The organism is Kitasatospora sp. NPDC056327 (genome assembly GCF_042261735.1).
In the GTDB taxonomy this organism is placed as follows: Bacteria; Actinomycetota; Actinomycetes; order Streptomycetales; family Streptomycetaceae; genus Kitasatospora.
Genome location: NZ_JBHJRC010000145.1, coordinates 1 through 20,097 on the forward strand (window position 1 = coordinate 1; position 20,097 = coordinate 20,097).

16 protein-coding genes are annotated in these 20,097 nt (G+C 72.1%); 11 read left to right on the forward strand and 5 right to left on the reverse strand.

Going from position 1 to position 20,097, the window contains the following annotated elements; genetic code table 11:
* Window positions 1-50 precede the first annotated feature (50 nt).
* Both ACFCX4_RS21100 and ACFCX4_RS21105 read right to left on the reverse strand, forming a co-directional pair.
* Window positions 51-1,001, reverse strand: a complete 951-nt coding sequence (locus ACFCX4_RS21100) for a PAC2 family protein (protein WP_376144616.1) — start codon at window positions 999-1,001, stop codon at window positions 51-53.
* 264 nt (window positions 1,002-1,265) lie between these two features.
* A complete protein-coding gene (locus tag ACFCX4_RS21105; protein ID WP_376144618.1) occupies window positions 1,266-2,366 on the reverse strand; it encodes a hypothetical protein in 1,101 nt (366 codons plus the stop codon).
* Between the two features lie 144 nt (window positions 2,367-2,510).
* On the opposite strand from ACFCX4_RS21105, the gene metH reads away from it, so the two are divergent.
* The 3 genes from metH (at window position 2,511) to ACFCX4_RS21120 (ending at window position 8,755) form a co-directional block, all read left to right on the forward strand.
* Entirely contained in the window at window positions 2,511-6,020 is a 3,510-nt protein-coding gene (gene metH, locus ACFCX4_RS21110; RefSeq protein WP_376144620.1) for a methionine synthase, read from the forward strand.
* A 140-nt stretch (window positions 6,021-6,160) separates the two neighbouring features.
* Window positions 6,161-6,865, forward strand: a complete 705-nt coding sequence (locus tag ACFCX4_RS21115) for an HAD family hydrolase (RefSeq protein ID WP_376144622.1) — start codon at window positions 6,161-6,163, stop codon at window positions 6,863-6,865.
* Window positions 6,866-7,153: 288 nt separating this feature from the next.
* Window positions 7,154-8,755: an ABC transporter substrate-binding protein gene (locus tag ACFCX4_RS21120; RefSeq protein ID WP_376144625.1), complete on the forward strand. Its 1,602-nt coding sequence runs from the start codon at window positions 7,154-7,156 to the stop codon at window positions 8,753-8,755.
* An 84-nt stretch (window positions 8,756-8,839) separates the two neighbouring features.
* On the opposite strand, the gene ACFCX4_RS21125 is transcribed toward ACFCX4_RS21120, so the two are convergent.
* Both ACFCX4_RS21125 and ACFCX4_RS21130 read right to left on the reverse strand, forming a co-directional pair.
* Window positions 8,840-9,511: a response regulator transcription factor gene (locus ACFCX4_RS21125; RefSeq protein ID WP_030299918.1), complete on the reverse strand. Its 672-nt coding sequence runs from the start codon at window positions 9,509-9,511 to the stop codon at window positions 8,840-8,842.
* Entirely contained in the window at window positions 9,508-10,434 is a 927-nt protein-coding gene (locus tag ACFCX4_RS21130) for a RecB family exonuclease (protein WP_376144627.1), read from the reverse strand. Before ACFCX4_RS21130 ends, ACFCX4_RS21125 begins: the two co-directional genes overlap by 4 nt.
* A 181-nt stretch (window positions 10,435-10,615) precedes the next feature.
* Here ACFCX4_RS21130 and ACFCX4_RS21135 point away from each other — a divergent pair, with 181 nt between their 5' ends.
* From ACFCX4_RS21135 to ACFCX4_RS21145, 3 genes are all read left to right on the forward strand, one after another.
* Window positions 10,616-11,836 carry a site-2 protease family protein gene (locus tag ACFCX4_RS21135; RefSeq protein WP_376144629.1) on the forward strand — a complete coding sequence of 407 codons (1,221 nt, stop codon included), beginning with the start codon at window positions 10,616-10,618 and terminating at the stop codon, window positions 11,834-11,836.
* A 49-nt stretch (window positions 11,837-11,885) separates the two neighbouring features.
* Window positions 11,886-12,845 (forward strand): tRNA (adenine-N1)-methyltransferase, encoded by a 960-nt coding sequence (locus ACFCX4_RS21140; protein ID WP_376144631.1) that lies wholly within the window; start codon window positions 11,886-11,888, stop codon window positions 12,843-12,845.
* A 255-nt stretch (window positions 12,846-13,100) separates the two neighbouring features.
* Window positions 13,101-13,721, forward strand: coding sequence for a hypothetical protein (locus ACFCX4_RS21145; RefSeq protein WP_376144633.1), 621 nt, complete (start codon window positions 13,101-13,103; stop codon window positions 13,719-13,721).
* Between the two features lie 31 nt (window positions 13,722-13,752).
* Here ACFCX4_RS21145 and ACFCX4_RS21150 read toward each other — a convergent pair whose 3' ends face one another.
* A complete protein-coding gene (locus tag ACFCX4_RS21150; protein WP_376144635.1) occupies window positions 13,753-14,055 on the reverse strand; it encodes a ferredoxin in 303 nt (100 codons plus the stop codon).
* A 286-nt stretch (window positions 14,056-14,341) separates the two neighbouring features.
* On the opposite strand from ACFCX4_RS21150, the gene arc reads away from it, so the two are divergent.
* The 5 genes from arc (at window position 14,342) to prcA (ending at window position 20,077) form a co-directional block, all read left to right on the forward strand.
* On the forward strand, window positions 14,342-16,108 hold the full coding sequence (gene arc / locus ACFCX4_RS21155; protein ID WP_376144637.1) for a proteasome ATPase: 1,767 nt from the start codon (window positions 14,342-14,344) through the stop codon (window positions 16,106-16,108).
* A gap of 216 nt (window positions 16,109-16,324) precedes the next feature.
* Window positions 16,325-17,836, forward strand: coding sequence for a depupylase/deamidase Dop (dop, locus tag ACFCX4_RS21160; RefSeq protein WP_376144639.1), 1,512 nt, complete (start codon window positions 16,325-16,327; stop codon window positions 17,834-17,836).
* A 181-nt stretch (window positions 17,837-18,017) separates the two neighbouring features.
* Complete coding sequence (locus tag ACFCX4_RS21165; RefSeq protein WP_363557213.1) at window positions 18,018-18,236, forward strand: ubiquitin-like protein Pup; 219 nt, start codon at window positions 18,018-18,020, stop codon at window positions 18,234-18,236.
* 184 nt (window positions 18,237-18,420) lie between these two features.
* Entirely contained in the window at window positions 18,421-19,260 is an 840-nt protein-coding gene (gene prcB, locus ACFCX4_RS21170; RefSeq protein ID WP_376144641.1) for a proteasome subunit beta, read from the forward strand.
* Window positions 19,261-19,291: 31 nt separating this feature from the next.
* Entirely contained in the window at window positions 19,292-20,077 is a 786-nt protein-coding gene (gene prcA / locus ACFCX4_RS21175) for a proteasome subunit alpha (protein ID WP_376144642.1), read from the forward strand.
* Window positions 20,078-20,097: the final 20 nt, after the last annotated feature.

The window sequence follows — 20,097 nt, forward strand, 5'->3', positions numbered from 1 at the left end:
GCGCCGGACCGACCGGGTCCGGCGCCCCCTCGGCGTCCGTGCGGGGAGGGCTACTCCTCCTCGCCGCCGTCCTGGCTCTCCCGGGCGGCCGGCGGCTCCGGCTCGGCCGGGCGCTCCGCGGTGGCGTGCCCGGCGACCGGCTTCTCCCCGGTCGGCCCGACGTTCTCCCGCCGCCGCAGGTAGCGCTCGAACTCGCGGGCGATCGCGTCGCCCGAGGCCTCCGGCAGCTCCGCGGTGTCCTGCGCCTCCTCCAGCTGCTGGACGTACTCGGCCACCTCGCTGTCCTCGGCGGCCAGCTGGTCCACGCCCAGCTGCCAGGCGCGGGCGTCCTCGCCCAGCTCGCCCGGCGGGATGCGCAGGTCCAGCAGGTCCTCCAGCTTGTTGATCAGCGCGAGCGTGGCCTTGGGGTTCGGCGGCTGCGCGACGTAGTGCGGCACCGCCGCCCAGAGGGTCACCGTCGGCACCCCGGCGTGCGTGCAGGCCTCCTGCAGCACCCCGACGATCCCGGTCGGGCCCTCGTAGCGGCTCTCCTCCAGCTCCAGCCGGCGGGCCAGCTCCGGGTCGGAGGTGACACCGCTGACCGGCACCGGGCGGCTGTGCGGGGTGTCGCCGAGCAGCGCGCCCAGGATCACCACCAGCTCGACGCCCAGCTCGTGCGCGAAGCCGAGCAGCTCGTTGCAGAACGAGCGCCAGCGCATGCTCGGCTCGATGCCGCGCACCAGGACGACGTCACGGGTCTTCGGCTCGGTCACCCGGATCACCGAGAGCCGGGTGGTCGGCCAGGTGATCCGCCGCACGCCGCCGTCCAGCCACACCGTCGGCCGGTTGACCTGGAAGTCGTAGTAGTCCTCCGCGTCGAGCGCGGCGAACACCTTGCCGCCCCAGGTCTCGTCCAGATGCGCCAGGGCCGCCGAGGCGGCGTCGCCCGCGTCGTTCCACCCCTCGAAGGCGCAGACCATCACCGGGTCGATCAACTCGGGAACATCTTCCAGCTCGATCACCCAGCGTCTCCCTCCGGTCGGCCGCCGCCGCCCCACCCGGTACTGCCCGGGTGCCGGCGGGCCGGATGCCGACGGTCGAACCTCTCGTCACCCATGGAACGCCTCGCTCCATGGTTCCCTACCTGCCCAGCCTACGGGCTTTGAAGCCCCGTTCCGCCGGGCCACCGGGACAGTGTGGGGGACCCGACGGCCACGATCCACCCGTTATCCGGACGCGCCCGGCCGGGGCCCGCCGCCGCCCGGCCGGGCCCGGCCCGAGGGGCGTCAGCGCACCCAGTCGCGGCGGTAGTCGGCCCAGTTCTGCTCGGTGGCGGCGAAGTCCACGTACAGCCCGACGCCGAAGTTGCGGCGCTGCGGGTCCTGGCGGCCCAGGCCGAGCCGGATGCCCCGGATCCCGGCGGTCACCGTCTCCGCCCGCCCCCAGTGGCCCCACCGGTCGTCCCAGTAGAACGGCAGGCCCATCAGCAGGTCGACGTCCTCGGGGGTGGCCTCCAGGGCGAGTGCGGTCTGGTAGGCGTTGTAGCCGCCGTACAGCGACTCGGTCGGCATGTTGGAGTCGTAGGTCATCACCGCGACCTGGTCGACCCGCCGGGCGGTGGCGGCGAAGTACTCCTGGTCCCACCACTTGCCGTGGCCGGTGAGCGCGATCCCCAGGTCGTGCTGGTGGGGCAGCGGGTCGATCTGCGGGACGGCGACCGACAGCACGGCGCCGCGCCCGGCGGCGACCGGGCGGACCCGGTCGAGGAGGGCGAGCCAGCCCTTCGATCCCGGCCGGATCGGCTCCATGTCGAAGTGCACGCCGTCGAAGCCGAGGTCCAGCACCTGCCCGGCGGAGGCGGTGACCCGCTCGCGGGTGGCGGCGTCCTCCAGGTCGAGGCCGTCCTTCTCCGGCTTCACCTCGTCGCCGAGCCAGCTCTGCACCCGGATCCCGGGCAGCGCCCGGTGGGCGGCCGCGGTGAACCAGCGTGCGCGGGGGTGGACGGCGGGCGGCAGCGTGCCGTCGTGCTCCAGCGGGCCGGTGTGCACGTAGAGGTCGCGGACGCCGGTGCCGGCCAGCCGCCGGGCGAGCTCTTCGATGTCGGCGTCCCCCTTGCGGCCGTCGACCCAGGCGTGGCCGAGCCAGACGGCGTCGCGGCCCCGGGTGCGGGCCTCGGGGGAGGGGTCGCCGGCGTACTGCAGGCGCAGCGCGAGCGCCGCCGAGCCGATCGGGACGATCACCACGGCGAGCAGGGCCAGGGCCGCCACCAGGGCCTTCCGCCACCGGGACCAGCCGCGCCAGCGGCCCCGCAGGGCGCCGGCCCGGGCCGCCGCGGCCGCCCCCGCCCGGCGCGCCCGGTCCCGAAAACCTGTCCGGAATGCGGTCATCGGGCCGCTCCCCCCTGAAAGCCGAGGGCTCAGGATACGGAACTGGTGGTCACGGGCGGGCGGCGGCCCGATACCCTGGCCACGTGCGTCCCCGATCCAGCGGGTTCGCAAAGCCGACAGCCGTCGCACCCAGGGAGAAGCCCCATGGCCACTGCAGCCGCCCCGTCCGTCACCCAGCAGAGCCGCGCCGACGCTCTGCGTGAGGCCCTCGCCACCCGTGTGGTGGTCGCCGACGGGGCGATGGGCACCATGCTCCAGGCCCAGGACCCGACGTTGGAGGACTTCCAGAACCTGGAGGGCTGCAACGAGGTCCTGAACCTGACCAGGCCCGACATCGTCCGTTCCGTCCACGACGCGTACTTCGCGGTCGGCGTGGACTGCGTGGAGACCAACACCTTCGGCGCCAACCACTCGGCGCTGGGCGAGTACGACATCGCCGAGCGCGTCTTCGAGCTCTCCGAGGCCGGTGCCCGGCTGGCCCGCGAGGCCGCCGACGCGCACACCGCCGGGGACGGCCGGGTCCGGTGGGTGCTCGGCTCGATCGGCCCCGGCACCAAGCTGCCGACCCTGGGCCACGCCCCGTACGAGATCCTGCGCGAGGGCTTCCGGCAGAACGCGGCCGGCCTGATCGCCGGCGGCGCGGACGCCCTGCTGGTGGAGACCAGCCAGGACCTGCTGCAGACCAAGGCGGCGGTCCTGGGCTCCAAGCAGGCGCTGGCCGAGGCGGGCGTCGACCTGCCGGTGCTGGTCCAGGTGACCGTGGAGACCACCGGCACCATGCTGCTCGGCTCGGAGATCGGCGCCGCGCTGACCGCGCTGGAGCCGCTGGGCGTCGACTACATCGGCCTGAACTGCGCCACCGGCCCGGCCGAGATGAGCGAGCACCTGCGCTACCTGGCGAAGAACGCGCGGATCGGCCTGTCCTGCATGCCGAACGCCGGTCTGCCGGTGCTGGGCAAGGACGGTGCGCACTACCCGCTGTCGCCCGCCGAGCTGGCCGACGCGCACGACGTCTTCACCCGCGAGTACGGGCTGTCCCTGGTCGGCGGCTGCTGCGGCACCACGCCCGAGCACCTGCGCCAGGTGGTCGAGCGGGTGCAGGGCCGCCCGGTGGCCCCGCGCGAGCCGCGCCCCGAGCCGGCCGCCTCCTCCCTCTACCAGTCCGTGCCGTTCCGCCAGGACACCTCGTACCTGGCGATCGGCGAGCGCACCAACGCCAACGGCTCCAAGAAGTTCCGCGAGTCGATGCTGGCCGGCGACTGGCAGGCCTGCGTGGAGATCGCCCGCGACCAGATCCGCGACGGCTCCCACCTGCTGGACCTCTGCGTGGACTACGTCGGCCGCGACGGCGTCGCCGACATGAAGGAGGTCGCCGGCCGGCTGGCCACCGCCTCCACCCTGCCGATCGTGCTGGACTCCACCGAGCCGGAGGTGCTGCGGGCCGGTCTGGAGGCGCTCGGCGGCCGCGCGGTGCTCAACTCGGTCAACTACGAGGACGGCAACGCCCCGGAGTCGCGGTTCGGCCGGATCGCCTCGCTGGCCCGCGAGCACGGTGCCGGCCTGATCGCCCTCACCATCGACGAGGAGGGCCAGGCCCGCACCGCGGACACGAAGGTGGCGATCGCCGAGCGGCTGATCACCGAACTCACCGCGGACTACGGCATCGACGAGGGCTCGATCCTGGTCGACTGCCTGACCTTCACCCTGGCCACCGGCCAGGAGGAGTCCCGCCGGGACGGCATCGAGACCATCGGGGCGATCCGCGAGCTGAAGCGGCGCCGCCCGGCGGTGCAGACCACGCTGGGCCTGTCCAACATCTCCTTCGGCCTGAACCCGGCCGCCCGGGTGGTGCTCAACTCGGTCTTCCTGCACGAGTGCGTGGAGGCCGGCCTGGACTCCGCGATCGTGCACGCCTCCAAGATCCTGCCGATCGCCCGGATCCCGGAGGAGCAGCGGGAGGCCGCGCTCGACCTGGTGTACGACCGCCGCCGGGACGGCTACGACCCGCTGCAGCGGCTGCTGGAGCTGTTCGAGGGCGTCTCCTCGGCCTCGGTCAAGGCGTCCAAGGCGCAGGAGCTGGCCGCGCTGCCGCTGGACGAGCGCCTGCAGCGCCGGATCGTCGACGGCGAGCGGAACGGCCTGGAGGCCGACCTGGACGAGGCGCTGACCGCCCGCCCGGCGCTGGAGATCATCAACAACACCCTGCTGGCCGGCATGAAGGTGGTCGGCGAGCTGTTCGGTTCCGGCCAGATGCAGCTGCCGTTCGTGCTCCAGTCCGCCGAGGTGATGAAGACCGCGGTGGCGCACCTGGAACCGCACATGGAGAAGTCCGACAGCGAGGGCAAGGGCACCATCGTGCTCGCCACCGTCAAGGGCGACGTCCACGACATCGGCAAGAACCTGGTCGACATCATCCTGTCCAACAACGGCTACAACGTGGTCAACCTGGGCATCAAGCAGCCGGTCTCGGCGATCCTGGACGCCGCGCAGGAGCACCGGGCGGACGTCATCGGGATGTCCGGCCTGCTGGTCAAGTCCACCGTGATCATGAAGGAGAACCTGGAGGAGCTGAACCAGCGCAAGCTGGCGGCGCAGTTCCCGGTGATCCTCGGCGGCGCCGCGCTGACCCGCGCCTACGTCGAGCAGGACCTGCACGAGATCTACGAGGGCGAGGTCCGCTACGCCCGGGACGCCTTCGAGGGCCTGCGGCTGATGGACGCGCTGATCGCGGTCAAGCGCGGCGTGCCCGGCGCCGTCCTGCCGGAGCTGAAGCAGCGCCGGCACGCCCGGGTGGAGGTCGAGGAGCCGGAGGAGGTCAACCTCGGCCAGATCCGCTCCGACGTGGCGGTGGACAACCGGGTGCCCGAGCCGCCGTTCTGGGGCGACCGGATCGTCAAGGGCGTGCCGTTCGCGGACTACGCCTCCTGGCTGGACGAGGACGCGCTGTTCAAGGGCCAGTGGGGCCTGAAGGCCGCGCGCAACGGCGAGGGCCCGTCCTACGAGGAGCTGGTGGAGACCGAGGGCCGGCCGCGGCTGCGGATGTGGCTGGACCGGCTGCAGACCGAGGGCTGGCTGGAGGCGGCGGTGGTCTACGGCTTCTACCCGGCGAACTCCAAGGGCGACGACCTGATCGTCTTCCACGAGGACGGCACCGAGCGCACCCGCTTCACCTTCCCGCGCCAGCGCCGGGGGCGGCGGCTCTGCCTGGCGGACTTCTTCCGCCCGGAGGAGTCCGGGGTCCGCGACGTGCTCGGTCTGCAGGTGGTCACCATGGGCAACCGGATCTCCGAGGCGGCCAACGAGCTGTTCGCCGAGAACTCCTACCGCGACTACCTGGAGCTGCACGGCCTGTCCGTCCAGCTGGCCGAGGCGCTGGCCGAGTTCTGGCACGCCCGGGTCCGCTTCGAGCTGGGCTTCGGCGACGAGGACCCGCAGGACGTCAAGGACATGTTCGCGCTCAAGTACCGCGGGGCCCGGTTCTCGCTGGGATACGGGGCCTGCCCGGAGCTGGAGGACCGCGCCAAGATCGCCGGGCTGCTGAAGCCCGAGCGGATCGGGGTGGTGCTCTCCGAGGAGTTCCAGCTGCACCCGGAGCAGTCCACCGACGCGATCGTGATCCACCACCCGGAGGCCAAGTACTTCAACGCCCGGTAACACCCGGGTCGCGCAGCGTTCGCCGGATCCGGGCGGTCGGGGCGTATCCTTGATGATCCTGAACGGGCCGGTTCGCTCAAAAGCGGGCCGGCCCGTGCCATCCCCGGGGCCGATCCGGGCACGGACGGAAGGATCCCGCCATGACCACCATCTCCACCGCCACTCAGACCGTGGGCCGCGGCGACGACCGGGGCCTCCAGGCGGTGCTGCTGGACATGGACGGGACCCTGGTCGACACCGAGGACTTCTGGTGGCAGGCCGAGGCCTCGCTCTTCGCCGAGCTGGGCCACGAGCTCACCGCGGAGGACCGCGCGCACGTGGTGGGCGGCCCGATGACCCGGGTCATCGACCACCTGCTGGCGAGCACCGGGGTGGACCTCTCCCCGGCCGACCTCACCGTGCTGATCAACCAGCGCTTCGTCGGCCTGCTGGGCGGCGGGGTGCCGCTGATGCCGGGGGCCGAGCGGCTGCTCAACACGCTGGCCGCGCACGGCGTGCCGGCCGCGCTGGTGTCCGCCTCGCACCGGCACATCATCGACATCGTGCTCCAGTCGCTGGGCGCCGAGCACTTCGCGTTCTCGGTCGCCGGGGACGAGGTGCCGCGCACCAAGCCGCACCCGGACCCGTACCTGGAGGCGGCCCGCCGGCTGGGCGCGGACCCGGCCCGCTGCGTGGTGGTGGAGGACGCGCCGACCGGGGTGCGGGCCGCCGAGGCGGCCGGCTGCCCGGTGATCGCGGTGCCCTCGGTGACGCCGATCGAGCCGGCGCCGGGCCGTCTGGTGCTGCCCTCGCTGGAGCAGGTCGATCTGGAGCTGCTGCGCTCCCTGGTCGCCTCGCGAGTGTGATTGTCGTCTCATTGTACGGCGGTGCTACCGCCCGGTAATCGGGCGGAACCGGCCACTCCCCGGGAGCAACCAGGGAGAAAACGGGCATTGCCTGACAACTCGCGGGACGCACCTGACCAGCGCCCCGTTCCCGTTCCGCAACCGTCACCCGAACTGGTGCCGGGGGCCTCTGTTCGATATGGCACGCTACTCCAGATCGTTCCACCCCCGAGCCCAGGCACCGCCGCTGACGGGCACCCCCGTCGTGCCCGCGGTCGCAGCCGGACCGCACCCAGAAGGACGCGACCCGTGAAGACTTCAGCTGAACGACTGGCCGTGCTCGGCTGCGCCGGAATCGTCGCGGCCGCGGTGGCCGGCTGCGGTTCGGTGACCGACGCCGTCAAGGGGAACGGTGACAAGTCGATCACCATGGGCACCACCTCGGTGACCAACTCCCTCGACCCGGCCTTCGCGTACGACGCCGGTTCCTGGCTCCTGATGCGCAACACCTTCCAGTCGCTGCTGAGCTACCCGGCCGCCTCCAGCGCCCCCACCCCGGACGCCGCGCAGTCCTGCGATTTCACGGCGGGCGACGCCACCCAGTACCGCTGCACGCTGCGGACCGGCCTGAAGTTCTCCAACGGCCACGCGCTCACCGGCGCCGACGTCGTCCACTCGATCCAGCGCGTGCTGAAGATCAACGACCCGAACGGCCCGGCCGGCCTGCTCTCCTCGGTCAAGTCCGTCGAGGCGCCCACCGACACCGAGGTGGTCTTCCACCTCTCCCAGCCCGACGCGACCCTCCCGGCCAAGCTGGCCGGCCCGGCCGGCGCCATCGTCGACCAGGAGGTCTACCCGGCCGACAAGGCGCTGCCCAACGACAAGATGGTCGGCTCCGGCCCCTACAAGGTCGACTCCGTCGAGGCCATGGCCAAGGGCGGCCCGGCCAAGGTCGTGCTGCTGCCGAACGACAAGTACACCGGCGACGCCAAGCTGCGGAACAAGAAGTTCACGCTGCGCTACTTCGACAAGCCGAGCGACCTGAAGGCCGCGCTGGACAACGGCGAGGTCGACCTCGCCGACAACAGCCTGGAGCCGAACACCGCCGCGCAGATCCTCTCCGACCAGCAGGGCGGCAAGACCGACCTGCACGTCGTCGAGGGCGACAGCAACGACACCCGCTACCTGGTCTTCAACACCAGGGACGCGGTCGGCGGCAACGTCGCGGTCCGCCAGGCCGCCGCCCAGCTGGTCGACCGCAAGGCGCTGGCCCGCGACGTCTTCGCCCGTACGGTCCAGCCGCTGTACTCGATGGTCCCGGCCGGCGTCACCGGCCACACCACGGCCTTCTTCGACCGCTACGGCGACCAGGACCCCGCCAAGGCCAAGGCGATCCTCGCCGCCGCCAAGGTGAGCACCCCGGTCAAGCTCACCCTCACCTGGTCCCGCTCGCGCTCCGAGGCGGCCGAGGCCGAGGCCCTGAAGAAGCAGCTGGAGGCCGGCGGCCTGTTCCAGATCACGGTCCAGCACGAGCCCGACTGGGACGCCTACAAGAAGGGCTGGAACGAGGGCAAGTACCAGCTCTACACGATCGGCTGGTTCGCGGACTACCCGGACCCGGACAACTACGTGGCCCCGCTGATCGTCGAGGGCGGCGCCTACCACCACGGCTGGGACGACCCGCAGATCAGCCAGAAGCTGGTGCCCGACACCCTCAAGCAGACCGACCGGGCCACCGCGACCGGCGCCTACACCCAGATCCAGGCCACCGTCGCCGAGAAGGCCCCGCTCATCCCGCTCTTCCAGAACAAGGCCTTCTTCACCTCCCGCTCCAACATCACCGGCGTGGAGTCCACCGTCGACACCACCGGCTTCTTCCGCTTCTGGGAGATCGGCCGGGTCGGCAAGTAGCGGCCCCGCACACCGGAACGGCCCGCCCGCTCCCCGTCCGGCCCTCGGGCCGGGGGAGCGGACGGGCCGTCGGCCGTCCGGCGCCTACAGCGCGCCGGGGCGCACCAGACCGCTCTCGTAGGCGTACACCGCCGCCTGCACCCGGTCGCGCAGCTGCAGCTTGGTCAGCACGTGGCCGACGTGCGTCTTCACCGTCGTCTCGCTGACGAACAGCTCCGCCGCGATCTCCGCGTTCGACAGACCGCGCGCCACCAGCTTCAGCACCTCCAGCTCCCGCTCGGTCAGCGCGTTGAGCGCCTGCGGCGGCGCCTCCTCGCCCGACGGCAGCTTGGTGGCGTACATGTCCAGCAGCCGCCGGGTGATCGACGGGGCCAGCATCGCCGCGCCGTCCGCCACCACCCGGATCGCCTGCACCAGCTCCTCGGCCGGCACGTCCTTCAGCAGGAAGCCGCTCGCGCCCGCCCGCAGCGCCTCCACCACGTACTCGTCCAGGTCGAAGGTGGTCAGCACCAGCACCTTCGCCGGGCCGTCCCGCCCCGGGCCCGCGATCCGGCGGGTCGCCTCCACACCGTCCATCCGCGGCATCCGGATGTCCATCAGGACCACGTCGGGCTGCAGCGCCCGCACCTGGTCCAGCGCCTGCTGGCCGTCACCGGCCTCACCGACCACCACCAGGTCGGACTCGGCCTCCAGGATCATCCGGAAACCGGTGCGCAGCAGCGGCTGGTCGTCGACCAGCAGCACTCGGATCGTCACTGGGACTCCTTGCTCTTCTGATCCCCCGCGGGATCGTCCTCGTCGGGCGTGCGCGCCAGGGGCAGCGGGTAGGGCGGGGGCGTGCCGCCGAACTCCGGGCAGCTGGCCCGGTGGTCGCACCAGTCGCAGAGCCGGTTGCGGGTGGCCGGGAAGTCGCCGGTCGCCACCGCGTGGCCGATCCGCTCCCACAGCGCCAGCAGCTTGCGCTCCACCGCCAGCAGGTCCGCCTCGTCCGGGTCGTAGCTCACCACGTCCCCGCCGCCGCCCAGGTAGACCAGCTGCAGGCGGCGGGGGATCACGCCCTTCCAGCGCCAGACCACCAGCGCGTAGAACTTCATCTGGAACATCGCCTTGCCCTCGAAGTCCCGCGAGGGCGCCCGGCCGGTCTTGTAGTCCACCAGCCGGACCTCACCGGTCGGCGCGACGTCCACCCGGTCGATGTACCCGCGCAGCAGCAGACCCGAGTCCAGGGCCGTCTCCACGTAGAGCTCGCGCTCCACCGGGTGCAGCCGGGTCGGGTCCTCCAGCCGGAACCACTGGGCGACCAGCTTCTCCGCGTCCGACAGCCAGCGGGTCAGCGCCGCGCCGTCCGGGTCCTGCGGGAACAGCCCGGCCAGCTCCGGCCGCTCGCCCAGCAGCCGCTCCCACTGCGGGCGCAGCAGCCCCAGGGCCCGCTCCGGCGTCCGGTCGGCCGCCGGCGAGTCGAACAGCCGCTCAAGCACCGCGTGCACCAGGGTGCCCCGGGTCGCTGCCGGGCTCGGCGGCTCCGGCAGCCGGTCGATCACCCGCAGCCGGTACAACAGCGGGCAGGTGAGGAAGTCGCCCGCGCGCGACGGGGACAGCCCGGTCGGGGCCGCCGCCGCCCGGACGGCCACCGGGCGGTCCGGGGCCGCGGGGGCGGTGCTGGTCTCGGTCTGCTGCATACCCCAGACCCTATTGCCCCCTGCTGTCATCCCGCTGCCACGGTGCTGCCGCAAAGCGCCCGCCACGGGGTATGAAGGCAGGGGAGGGCGAGGGGCGCGCGCCGCACCGCCGTCCTGATCACGTAGCGTGGGCGCACCGGCGCGCGGCGCGCGGCGGGGGAGACGGACGGAAGGGAACACGGTGAGCGACTCCAGGGGGCAGCAGACCTCCGACCAGCCACCGCACGGCGGCGGCACCCGGCCGGGGCCCCCGGCGCCCGACGACCCGGAGCCCCGCGGCGGCATCCTGATGGGCCGCCCCTTCGGCGTGCCGATCTACGTCACACCGTCCTGGTTCGTCATCGCCGCCCTCATCACCTGGGTCTTCGGCGGCCAGCTCGACCGGGTGCTGCCCGAGCTCGGCCGGGCCCGCTACCTGGTCGCGTTCTCGTTCGCCGTCGCCTTCTACGGCTCGGTGCTGATCCACGAGCTCGCCCACACGCTGGTCGCGCTCCGCTACAAGCTCGGCGTGCGCCGCATCCAGCTGCAGTTCTTCGGCGGCGTCTCCGAGATCGAGAAGGAGGCCGAGCGCCCCTGGCGGGAGTTCTGGCTCGCCTTCGTCGGCCCGCTGCTCTCCCTCGTCCTCGGCGGCGTCTTCTACCTCGCCCTCCAGGCCGTCGAGCTGTCCACCGTCCCCGGCGTCCTGCTCACCGGCCTGATGGTCTCCAACCTCGTGGTCGCCGCCTTCAACCTGCTGCCGGGCCTGCCGCTGGACGGCGGACGGATGCTGCGCGCGGTCGTCTGGGCCCTCACCGGCAGGCCGATGGCCGGCACCGTCGCCGCCGCCTGGGCCGGCCGCGCGCTCGCCGTCGCGGTGCTCGTCGGCCTGCCGCTGATCAGCTCCGCCCGCGAGCTCGACCGCAGCCGCACCGACACCCTGGTCGACGCCGTCCTCGCCGCGGTCCTCGCCGCCATCATCTGGAACGGCGCCACCAGCGCGCTGCGCAACGCCCGGCTCAAGGAGGTCCTGCCCGGCCTGCGGCTGCGCGAGCTCGCCCGGCGGGCCGTCGAGGTCACCGCCGACACCCCGCTCGGCGAGGCCATGCGGCGCGCCCAGGAGGCCCGGGCCGGCGCGGTGGTGGTCGTCGACGGCCGGGGCGACGCGATCGCGATCGTCCGCGAGTCCGCGGTGCGCGCCGTCCCCGAGCACCGCCGCCCGTGGGTCGCCGTCGGCCCGCTCGCCCGTGACCTCGAACCCGGACTGCGGCTCTCCGCCGACCTGGCCGGCGAGGACCTGCTGCGCGCCGTGCGGGCCACCCCGGCCGGCGAGTACCTGGTCGTCGAGGAGGACGGCCGGGTCTACGGGGTCGCCGCGCTGACCGACATCGAGCAGCGGCTGACCGCCGCCGTCACCGGCCGCTGAAACGGGCGGCTGGTCAGCCGGACGGCGCGCTTCCCTTAGGATTGTCCGCATGTCCGAACCGACCGGTGCCACCCGCCGACGCGGGCCCTTCCAGGTCGGGGACCAGGTCCAGCTGACCGACCCCAAGGGTCGCCACTACACGTTCACGCTTCAGGCCGGGAACCAGTTCCACACCCACAAGGGTGCGTTCCCGCACGACGAACTGATCGGCGCTCCCGAGGGCACGGTCGTGCGCACCACGGGGAACGTCCCGTACCTCGCGCTGCGCCCCCTGCTCCCCGACTACGTCCTGTCCATGCCGCGCGGCGCCGCCGTGATCTACCCCAAGGACGCGGGGCAGATCCTGGCGATGGCCGACATCTTCGCCGGCGCCCGCGTGGTCGAGGCCGGGGTCGGCTCCGGCGCGCTCTCCACCTACCTGCTGCGCGCCGTCGGCGACACCGGCATGCTCGCCTCCTACGAGCGCCGCCAGGACTTCGCCGACATCGCCAGGAGCAACGTCGAGCGCTACTTCGGCGGGTCGCACCCGGCGTGGAAGCTCACCGTCGGCGACCTCCAGGACAACCTCGTCGAGGCCGACGTCGACCGCGTCATCCTCGACATGCTCGCCCCCTGGGAGTGCCTGGACGTCGCCTCCAAGGCGCTCGTCCCCGGCGGCCTCATCTGCTGCTACGTGGCCACCACCACGCAGATGTCCAAGACCGTCGAGGCGCTGCGCGAGCACGGCACCTTCACCGAGCCGCAGGCCTGGGAGACCATGGTCCGCACCTGGCACCTGGAGGGTCTGGCCGTCCGCCCGGACCACCGGATGATCGGTCACACCGGCTTCCTGCTCACCGCCCGCCGGCTCGCCGACGGCGTGGAGCCGCCGCTGCGCCGCCGCCGCCCGGCCAAGGGTGCCTACGGCGAGGACTACGACAACGGGTCGCCCGAGCCCAGCCTGCAGGAGCGCGCGGCCGCCCGGGCCGCCTCCCGCACCGCGGCCGCCGACACGGCGGACCTCGGCTGAGGAACCTCCCGGAGGGGGGGGGGGGGGCCCCCCCCCCCCCCCCCCCCCCCCCCCCCCCCCCCCCCCCCCCCCGCGGGGGGGGGGGGGGGGGGGGGAGGGGGCGCCCACCCGCCCGGCCCCCCCCCCGCCCCCCGGCCCCCCACCCGCGGCCCCCGGGCTGCGCCCCCCCGCGGGGGGGGGGGGCGCCCCCCCCCCCCCACCCCTCCCGCGTACCCGCACACCCGCGCCACCGGGCGGTCGTCCCGGTGTGGGACGATGCTCGCTCACACGGCCCACTGGAGGGGACGCCTGGTGGAGAACGCGGTCGGGACGACGGCTGGACGGCGCGGCGGCGCGGGACGCACCGCCCCCTGGCACTGGGCCGTGACGGTGGCCGGCTGCGCCGCCGTGGTGGCGGCCGCACTCGCCGCGAGCCCCGCGAGCGGCACCCCCGGGCCCGCCCGGCCCGTTCCCCGGGCCCTCCCCGCGGCCGCCGCTCCCGACCCGGCCCGGGCCGAACTCCCGCTCGACTGCGGGCCGTTCCCGGTCAAGGTCTCGATCGGCTTCGCCGCCGACCTCGGCGGCGGCCGTCCCGGTACCGTCACCGCCGCGCACTGCGCCGCCGAGAACGGCACCCCGCCGGACGCCGTCTACCTGCTCGGCGCCGGCCCCGACGGGCGCCCCGCCGTGGTGGCCACCCTGCTCTCCGAGCGCGAGAACCTCACCGTCAGCCGGCTCGCGCTGCGCTCCGACGGCGTCATCACCGGCCACGCGCAGGGGTATTCGAGCGACGACGTGCCGCGCTTCGCGCCCGACATCTCGCTCGACCTCACCTGGACGCGCAGGGGCGGCGGCTGGGACCGCTCCCAGACCGCCGCCCCGCTCAGCGCGACGTGAGCCCCGCGGGCCCGCAGGGGGCCCGCGGGCCCTACTCCGCGTCGGGTCCGTAGACCTCGACCCGGTCCGCGGCCCGGCGCACGTGGATGCAGTCGCCGGGGCAGTCCTTCACCGAGTCCACCACGTCCTGAAGGAGCGTCAGCGGCACCGGCACCGTCTCGCCGGGCTGCTGGCGCAGTTCGTCGTCCTCGCCCTTCACGTAGGCGAGGCCGTCGATGTCCAGCTCGAAGACCTCCGGCGCGTACTGCGCGCAGATGCCGTCACCGGTGCACAGATCCTGGTCGATCCAGACCTCCAGCGCCTCGGCCGCCGCCGTCGACTCGCTCACCGACATGATGCTTGTCCGCCGTTTCTGTCCCGGGACGCCCCGTCCTGGGGCATTCCCGCCATTCGTACAACGATCGGACCCCGTGCGTCGGTCGCGATCGGATATCGACTCGCTCGACGATACATCTGGTCCGCTTTGGCCGGTGCGCGGTGGGTATCCCCCTAGCAGAGGGGAAGCACGCGAGGGCGAAGATCGGACACGCCCGTTCCATCTTTCTTGATCTAGGGGTTTACGGACCCCTGGTCCCAGGTAGGGTCTGGAAGCGTCCAGCTCCCCGGAGGAGGTGAGGACCGTGGCAGCCCACGATGACGACTACACCCGCAGCGCCGGCCGGCCCGCTCGTGGTTCCGACGAGGCCGCTCAGGTCTCGTACCTTGAGCAGGAAATCGCCGTACTGCGCCGCAAGCTCGCCGACTCGCCGCGCAATTCGAGAATCCTCGAAGAGCGGATCGTCGAGCTCCAGACCAACCTGGCCGGCGTGACCGCCCAGAACGAACGGCTCGCCTCCACCCTGCGCGAGGCCCGCGACCAGATCGTGGCCCTCAAGGAGGAAGTGGACCGGCTGGCACAGCCCCCGGCCGGATTCGGGGTCTTCCTCAGCGCCAACGAGGACGGCACCGCCGACATCTTCACCGGGGGCCGCAAGCTCCGTGTGAACGTCAGCCCCAACGTCGCCCTCGACGAGCTGCGGCGCGGTCAGGAGGTGATGCTCAACGAGGCCCTCAACATCGTGGACGCGATGGCCTTCGAGAGCATCGGCGACCTGGTCACCCTCAAGGAGGTCCTGGAGGACGGCGAGCGGGCCCTGGTCATCGGCCACACCGACGAGGAGCGGGTGGTCCGGCTCGCCGAACCGCTGCGCGAGACCACCCTCCGGGCGGGGGACGCCCTGCTGCTCGAACCGCGTTCCGGCTACGTGTACGAGGTCGTGCCGAAGGCCGAGGTCGAGGAGCTGGTCCTCGAAGAGGTCCCGGACATCGACTACCGCCAGATCGGCGGTCTGGCCAACCAGATCGAGCTGATCCGCGACGCGGTCGAGCTGCCCTACCTGCACGCCGAGCTCTTCAAGGAGTACGAGCTGCGCCCGCCCAAGGGCGTGCTGCTCTACGGCCCGCCCGGCTGCGGCAAGACGCTGATCGCCAAGGCCGTGGCGAACTCGCTGGCCAAGAAGGTCGCCGAGGTCACCGGCCGGCCCCAGGGGAAGAGCTACTTCCTCAACATCAAGGGCCCCGAGCTGCTCAACAAGTACGTCGGCGAGACCGAGCGGCAGATCCGCCTGGTCTTCCAGCGGGCCCGGGAGAAGGCGGGCGAGGGCACGCCCGTCATCGTCTTCTTCGACGAGATGGAGTCGCTCTTCCGCACCCGCGGCTCCGGTGTCAGCTCGGACGTGGAGAACACCATCGTCCCGCAGCTGCTCGCCGAGATCGACGGCGTGGAGGGCCTGGAGAACGTCATCGTCATCGGCGCCTCGAACCGCGAGGACATGATCGACCCGGCGATCCTGCGGCCCGGCCGCCTGGACGTCAAGATCAAGATCGAGCGCCCCGACGCCGAGGCCGCGAAGGACATCTTCTCCAAGTACCTCAAGGACTCGCTGCCCTTCCACCCGGACGACGTCAAGGAGCACGACGGCTCCGTCGAGGCCACGGTGGCCGGAATGATCCAGTCGGTGGTCGAGCGGATGTACTCCGAGACGGAGGAGAACCGCTTCCTGGAGGTCACCTACGCCAACGGTGACAAGGAGGTCCTGTACTTCAAGGACTTCAACTCGGGCGCGATGATCCAGAACATCGTCGACCGGGCCAAGAAGATGGCCATCAAGGACTACCTCGACCACGGCCAGCGGGGTCTGCGGGTCGCGCACCTGCTCAACGCCTGCGTGGACGAGTTCAAGGAGAACGAGGACCTGCCGAACACGACCAACCCGGACGACTGGGCCCGGATCTCCGGGAAGAAGGGCGAGCGGATCGTGTTCATCCGCACCCTGGTCACCGGCAAGCAGGGCGCCGAGTCCGGCCGCTCCATCGACACTGTCGCCAACACCGGGCAGTACCTGTAACCGCACCGGTCCGGGCCTCCCGGAACGCACGCACCCCGTCCGGCTGTGGCGCCTCGCGGCCCCGCAGCCGGACGGCGCGTCTCGGGGCCCGCCGATCGGTGCCGCGTTCTAGGCTCGACCCACCGTTCGCGGGCAGAGGGCCGGCGTCGGTGTTGCACAGCGGTACGTCAGCGTGGACCGTCCGTCGGGGGCGGCACACCGGGCAAGGAGGGCCGCATGACCGTACGGCGCGTGATGGGCATCGAGACCGAGTACGGGATCTCCGTGCCCGGGCACCCCAACGCCAACGCCATGCTCACCTCGTCCCAGATCGTCAACGCGTACGCGGCGGCGATGCACCGGGCGCGGCGCGCCCGCTGGGACTTCGAGGAGGAGAATCCGCTGCGCGACGCCCGGGGCTTCGACCTCGCACGGGACGTCGCCGACGCCAGCCAGCTGACCGACGAGGACATCGGCCTCGCCAACGTCATCCTCACCAACGGCGCGCGGTTCTACGTGGACCACGCGCACCCCGAGTACAGCTCGCCCGAGGTGACCAACCCGCGCGACGCCGTGCTCTGGGACAAGGCCGGCGAACGGATCATGGCGGCGGCCGCACGGCGCGCGCTGGAACTGCCCAACGGGCAGAACATCCACCTGTACAAGAACAACACCGACAACAAGGGCGCCTCCTACGGCACCCACGAGAACTACCTGATGAAGCGGGCGACCCCGTTCGCCGACATCGTCCGCCACCTCACCCCGTTCTTCGTCTCCCGCCAGGTGGTCACCGGCGCCGGGCGGGTCGGCATCGGGCAGGACGGCTCCGCCAACGGCTTCCAGATCAGCCAGCGGGCCGACTTCTTCGAGGTCGAGGTGGGCCTGGAGACCACCCTCAAGCGGCCGATCATCAACACCCGCGACGAACCGCACGCCGACGCCGAGAAGTACCGCCGGCTGCACGTGATCATCGGCGACGCCAACCTCTCCGAGATCTCCACCTACCTCAAGCTCGGCACCACCTCGCTGGTCCTGGCCATGATCGAGGACGCCTTCATCACCTCGGACCTGGCCGTCGACCAGCCGGTCCGCACCCTGCACCGGATCTCCCACGACCCCACGCTCAAGCACCTGGTCACCCTGCGCAGCGGGCGCCGGCTCACCGCCGTCCAGCTCCAGCTGGAGTACTGCGAGCTGGCCCGCAAGTACGTCGAGGACCGCTTCGGCACCGACGCCGACGAGCAGACCGTGGACGTGCTGGCCCGCTGGGAGGACGTGCTGGGCCGGCTGGAGCGCGACCCGATGTCGCTCTCCCGGCAGCTGGACTGGATCGCCAAGCGGGAGATCCTGGAGGGCTACCGCAGCCGGGACGGTCTGGAGTGGGACAGCCCGAGGCTGCAGCTGGTCGACCTCCAGTACAGCGACGTGCGGGCCGAGAAGGGCCTCTACAACCGACTGGTGGCCCGCGGGCGGTTCGACCGGCTGGTGACCGAGGAGGAGGTCACCAGGGCGGTCGCCAAGCCGCCGGAGGACACCAGGGCGTACTTCCGCGGGCGCTGCCTGGAGCAGTACGCGGAGCACGTCGCGGCGGCCTCCTGGGACTCGGTGATCTTCGACCTGCCGGGCCGGGACTCGCTCCAGCGCGTGCCCACCCTGGAGCCGCTGCGCGGCACCCGCAACCACGTCAAGGAGCTGCTGGACCGCTGCCGCACCGCGGAGGACCTGCTCCGGGTGCTCTCCGGCGGATAGCCGGGTAACTTTCCGATCACCACGGGTGAACCACGGGCAAATGGGAATCATCCGGGGTGACGGCGGGTGCCGGACGGGAAGGACCGTCGGCAAACCGAAGCGGGTAGTCGCACCTTGTGTATAGGGTCGGTGCAGCAAGCAACGGCCAAACCGTGCCAGAAGATCGAGCGGGGTGAGGTAAATGGCGAGCAAGGACACCGGCGGCGGCCAGCAGCGGGCGAACCGCTCCTCCGAGGAGGTCGAGGAGCAGGCCGCGGAAACGCAGAATTCGGACGACCTCAAGGAACGCCAGGAAAAGCTGAGCGACGACGTCGACGCGGTTCTGGACGAAATCGACGAGGTCCTGGAATCGAACGCCGAGGATTTCGTGCGGCAGTTCGTGCAAAAGGGCGGACAGTAACCCCGGCCGTAAACCGGGAGGCTGCCCGGCGGCATTCCGGGAATTCACGGTCGCGACCGACGACGGTGGACGGGCGGCACGGGCCGTCCGTCCGCCCGGTCCGGCCCTCCGCCGTGCTGGACAGTGATCGTCCGGCCGGTAGGGTGCGGGCAGTGCGCGCTTCAAGCTACCTGGAAGGAATCGTGTGGAAGCCAACTCTCGTGGCACCGGGCGTCTGCCGGCTGCCTTCCTGACCCCGGGATCCTCCTCGTTCCTCGACTTCCTGGAGTCCCACCGGCCCGAACTGGTCCCCGGCCGGCGCGGCCTGCCCGAGGGCGTCGTGGAGGCCCCGCACGGGACGACCATCGTCGCCGCGGTCTTCGACGGCGGCGTGGTCATCGCCGGCGACCGCCGCGCGACGATGGGCAACGTGATCGCCCAGCGGGACATCGAGAAGATCTTCCCGACGGACGAGCACAGCGCGGTCGGCGTCGCCGGCACCGCCGGTCTCGCGGTCGAGATGGTCCGGATGTTCCAGCTGGAGCTGGAGCACTACGAGAAGATCGAGGGGGCCGTGCTCTCGCTGGAGGGCAAGGCGAACCGGCTCACCACCATGATCCGGGGCAACCTCGGCATGGCGATGCAGGGCCTCGCGGTGGTCCCGCTGTTCGCCGGCTACGACCTCGACCTCGGCCGCGGCCGGATCTTCAACTACGACGTCACCGGCGGCCGTTCCGAGGAGCGCGGGTTCGCCGCCACCGGGTCCGGCTCGGTCTTCGCCCGCGGCGCGCTCAAGAAGCTCTACCGCGCGGACCTGACGGCCGAGCAGGCCTCCACCCTGGTCGTGCAGGCCCTCTACGACGCGGCCGACGACGACTCCGCCACCGGCGGCCCGGACCTCGCCCGCAAGATCTACCCGATCGTCTCGCTGATCACCGAGGACGGCTTCCGCCGCCTCACCGACTCCGAGGTCGCCGGGATCGCCGTCTCCATCACCGACCAGCGCCTGGCCCACCCCAACGGGCCGCAGGCCCCGCTGCTCTAGCCGTCAACCGAGAAGGAAGGGACGACCGCCGGTGTCGACACCGTTCTACGTCTCCCCCCAGCAGGCCATGGCGGACCGCGCGGAGTACGCCCGCAAGGGCATCGCGCGCGGTCGCAGCGTGGTCGTGCTCACCTACGCCGACGGCATCGTCTTCGTCGCCGAGAACACCTCCCGGGCCCTGCACAAGGTCTCCGAGATCTACGACAAGATCGCCTTCGCGGCGGTCGGCCGCTACAACGAGTTCGAGAACCTGCGCATCGGCGGCGTCCGCTACGCCGACCTGCGCGGCTACACCTACGACCGGGCCGACGTCACGGCCCGGGGCCTGGCCAACGTCTACGCCCAGACGCTCGGCACCATCTTCTCCTCGGTGGGCGAGAAGCCCTACGAGGTGGAACTGATCGTCGCCGAGGTCGGCCGCAGCAACGAGGACGACCAGATCTACCGGCTCACCCCGGACGGCTCGGTCGTCGACGAGAAGAACTACGTCGTGGTCGGCGGCAACGCCGACTCCATCGGCAACTACCTCGGCCAGCGGCACCGCGCCGGCTTCTCGCTCACCGAGGCGATCAAGGTGGCCGTGGACTCGCTCGCCCGCGACCCCAACGGCGGCAGCCCGCGCGCCCTCACCCCCGACCAGCTGGAGGTGGCGGTCCTGGACCGCCAGCGCTTCCAGCAGCGCAAGTTCAAGCGGATCCTGGGCGGCCAGCTCGCCCGGCTGCTGGACGGCGACCAGTCCGCCGAGTCGGACGACTCGGACGACACGGAAGGCAGGGAGAAGCCGGCGGTCACCCCGCCCGGCGACTCCGACCAGTAGTGCCCACGGGGTCCCCGCGG

Bases quoted from the DNA above. Each gene is read 5' to 3' on its own strand.
- ACFCX4_RS21105 (WP_376144618.1), bottom strand. From the start codon at position 2,366: ATGACCGCATTCCGGACAGGTTTTCGGGACCGGGCGCGCCGGGCGGGG.
- metH (WP_376144620.1), top strand. From the start codon at position 2,511: ATGGCCACTGCAGCCGCCCCGTCCGTCACCCAGCAGAGCCGCGCCGAC.
- ACFCX4_RS21115 (WP_376144622.1), top strand. From the start codon at position 6,161: ATGACCACCATCTCCACCGCCACTCAGACCGTGGGCCGCGGCGACGAC.
- ACFCX4_RS21130 (WP_376144627.1), bottom strand. From the start codon at position 10,434: ATGCAGCAGACCGAGACCAGCACCGCCCCCGCGGCCCCGGACCGCCCG.
- ACFCX4_RS21140 (WP_376144631.1), top strand. From the start codon at position 11,886: ATGTCCGAACCGACCGGTGCCACCCGCCGACGCGGGCCCTTCCAGGTC.
- ACFCX4_RS21145 (WP_376144633.1), top strand. From the start codon at position 13,101: ATGCTCGCTCACACGGCCCACTGGAGGGGACGCCTGGTGGAGAACGCG.
- ACFCX4_RS21150 (WP_376144635.1), bottom strand. From the start codon at position 14,055: ATGTCGGTGAGCGAGTCGACGGCGGCGGCCGAGGCGCTGGAGGTCTGG.
- dop (WP_376144639.1), top strand. From the start codon at position 16,325: ATGACCGTACGGCGCGTGATGGGCATCGAGACCGAGTACGGGATCTCC.
- ACFCX4_RS21165 (WP_363557213.1), top strand. From the start codon at position 18,018: ATGGCGAGCAAGGACACCGGCGGCGGCCAGCAGCGGGCGAACCGCTCC.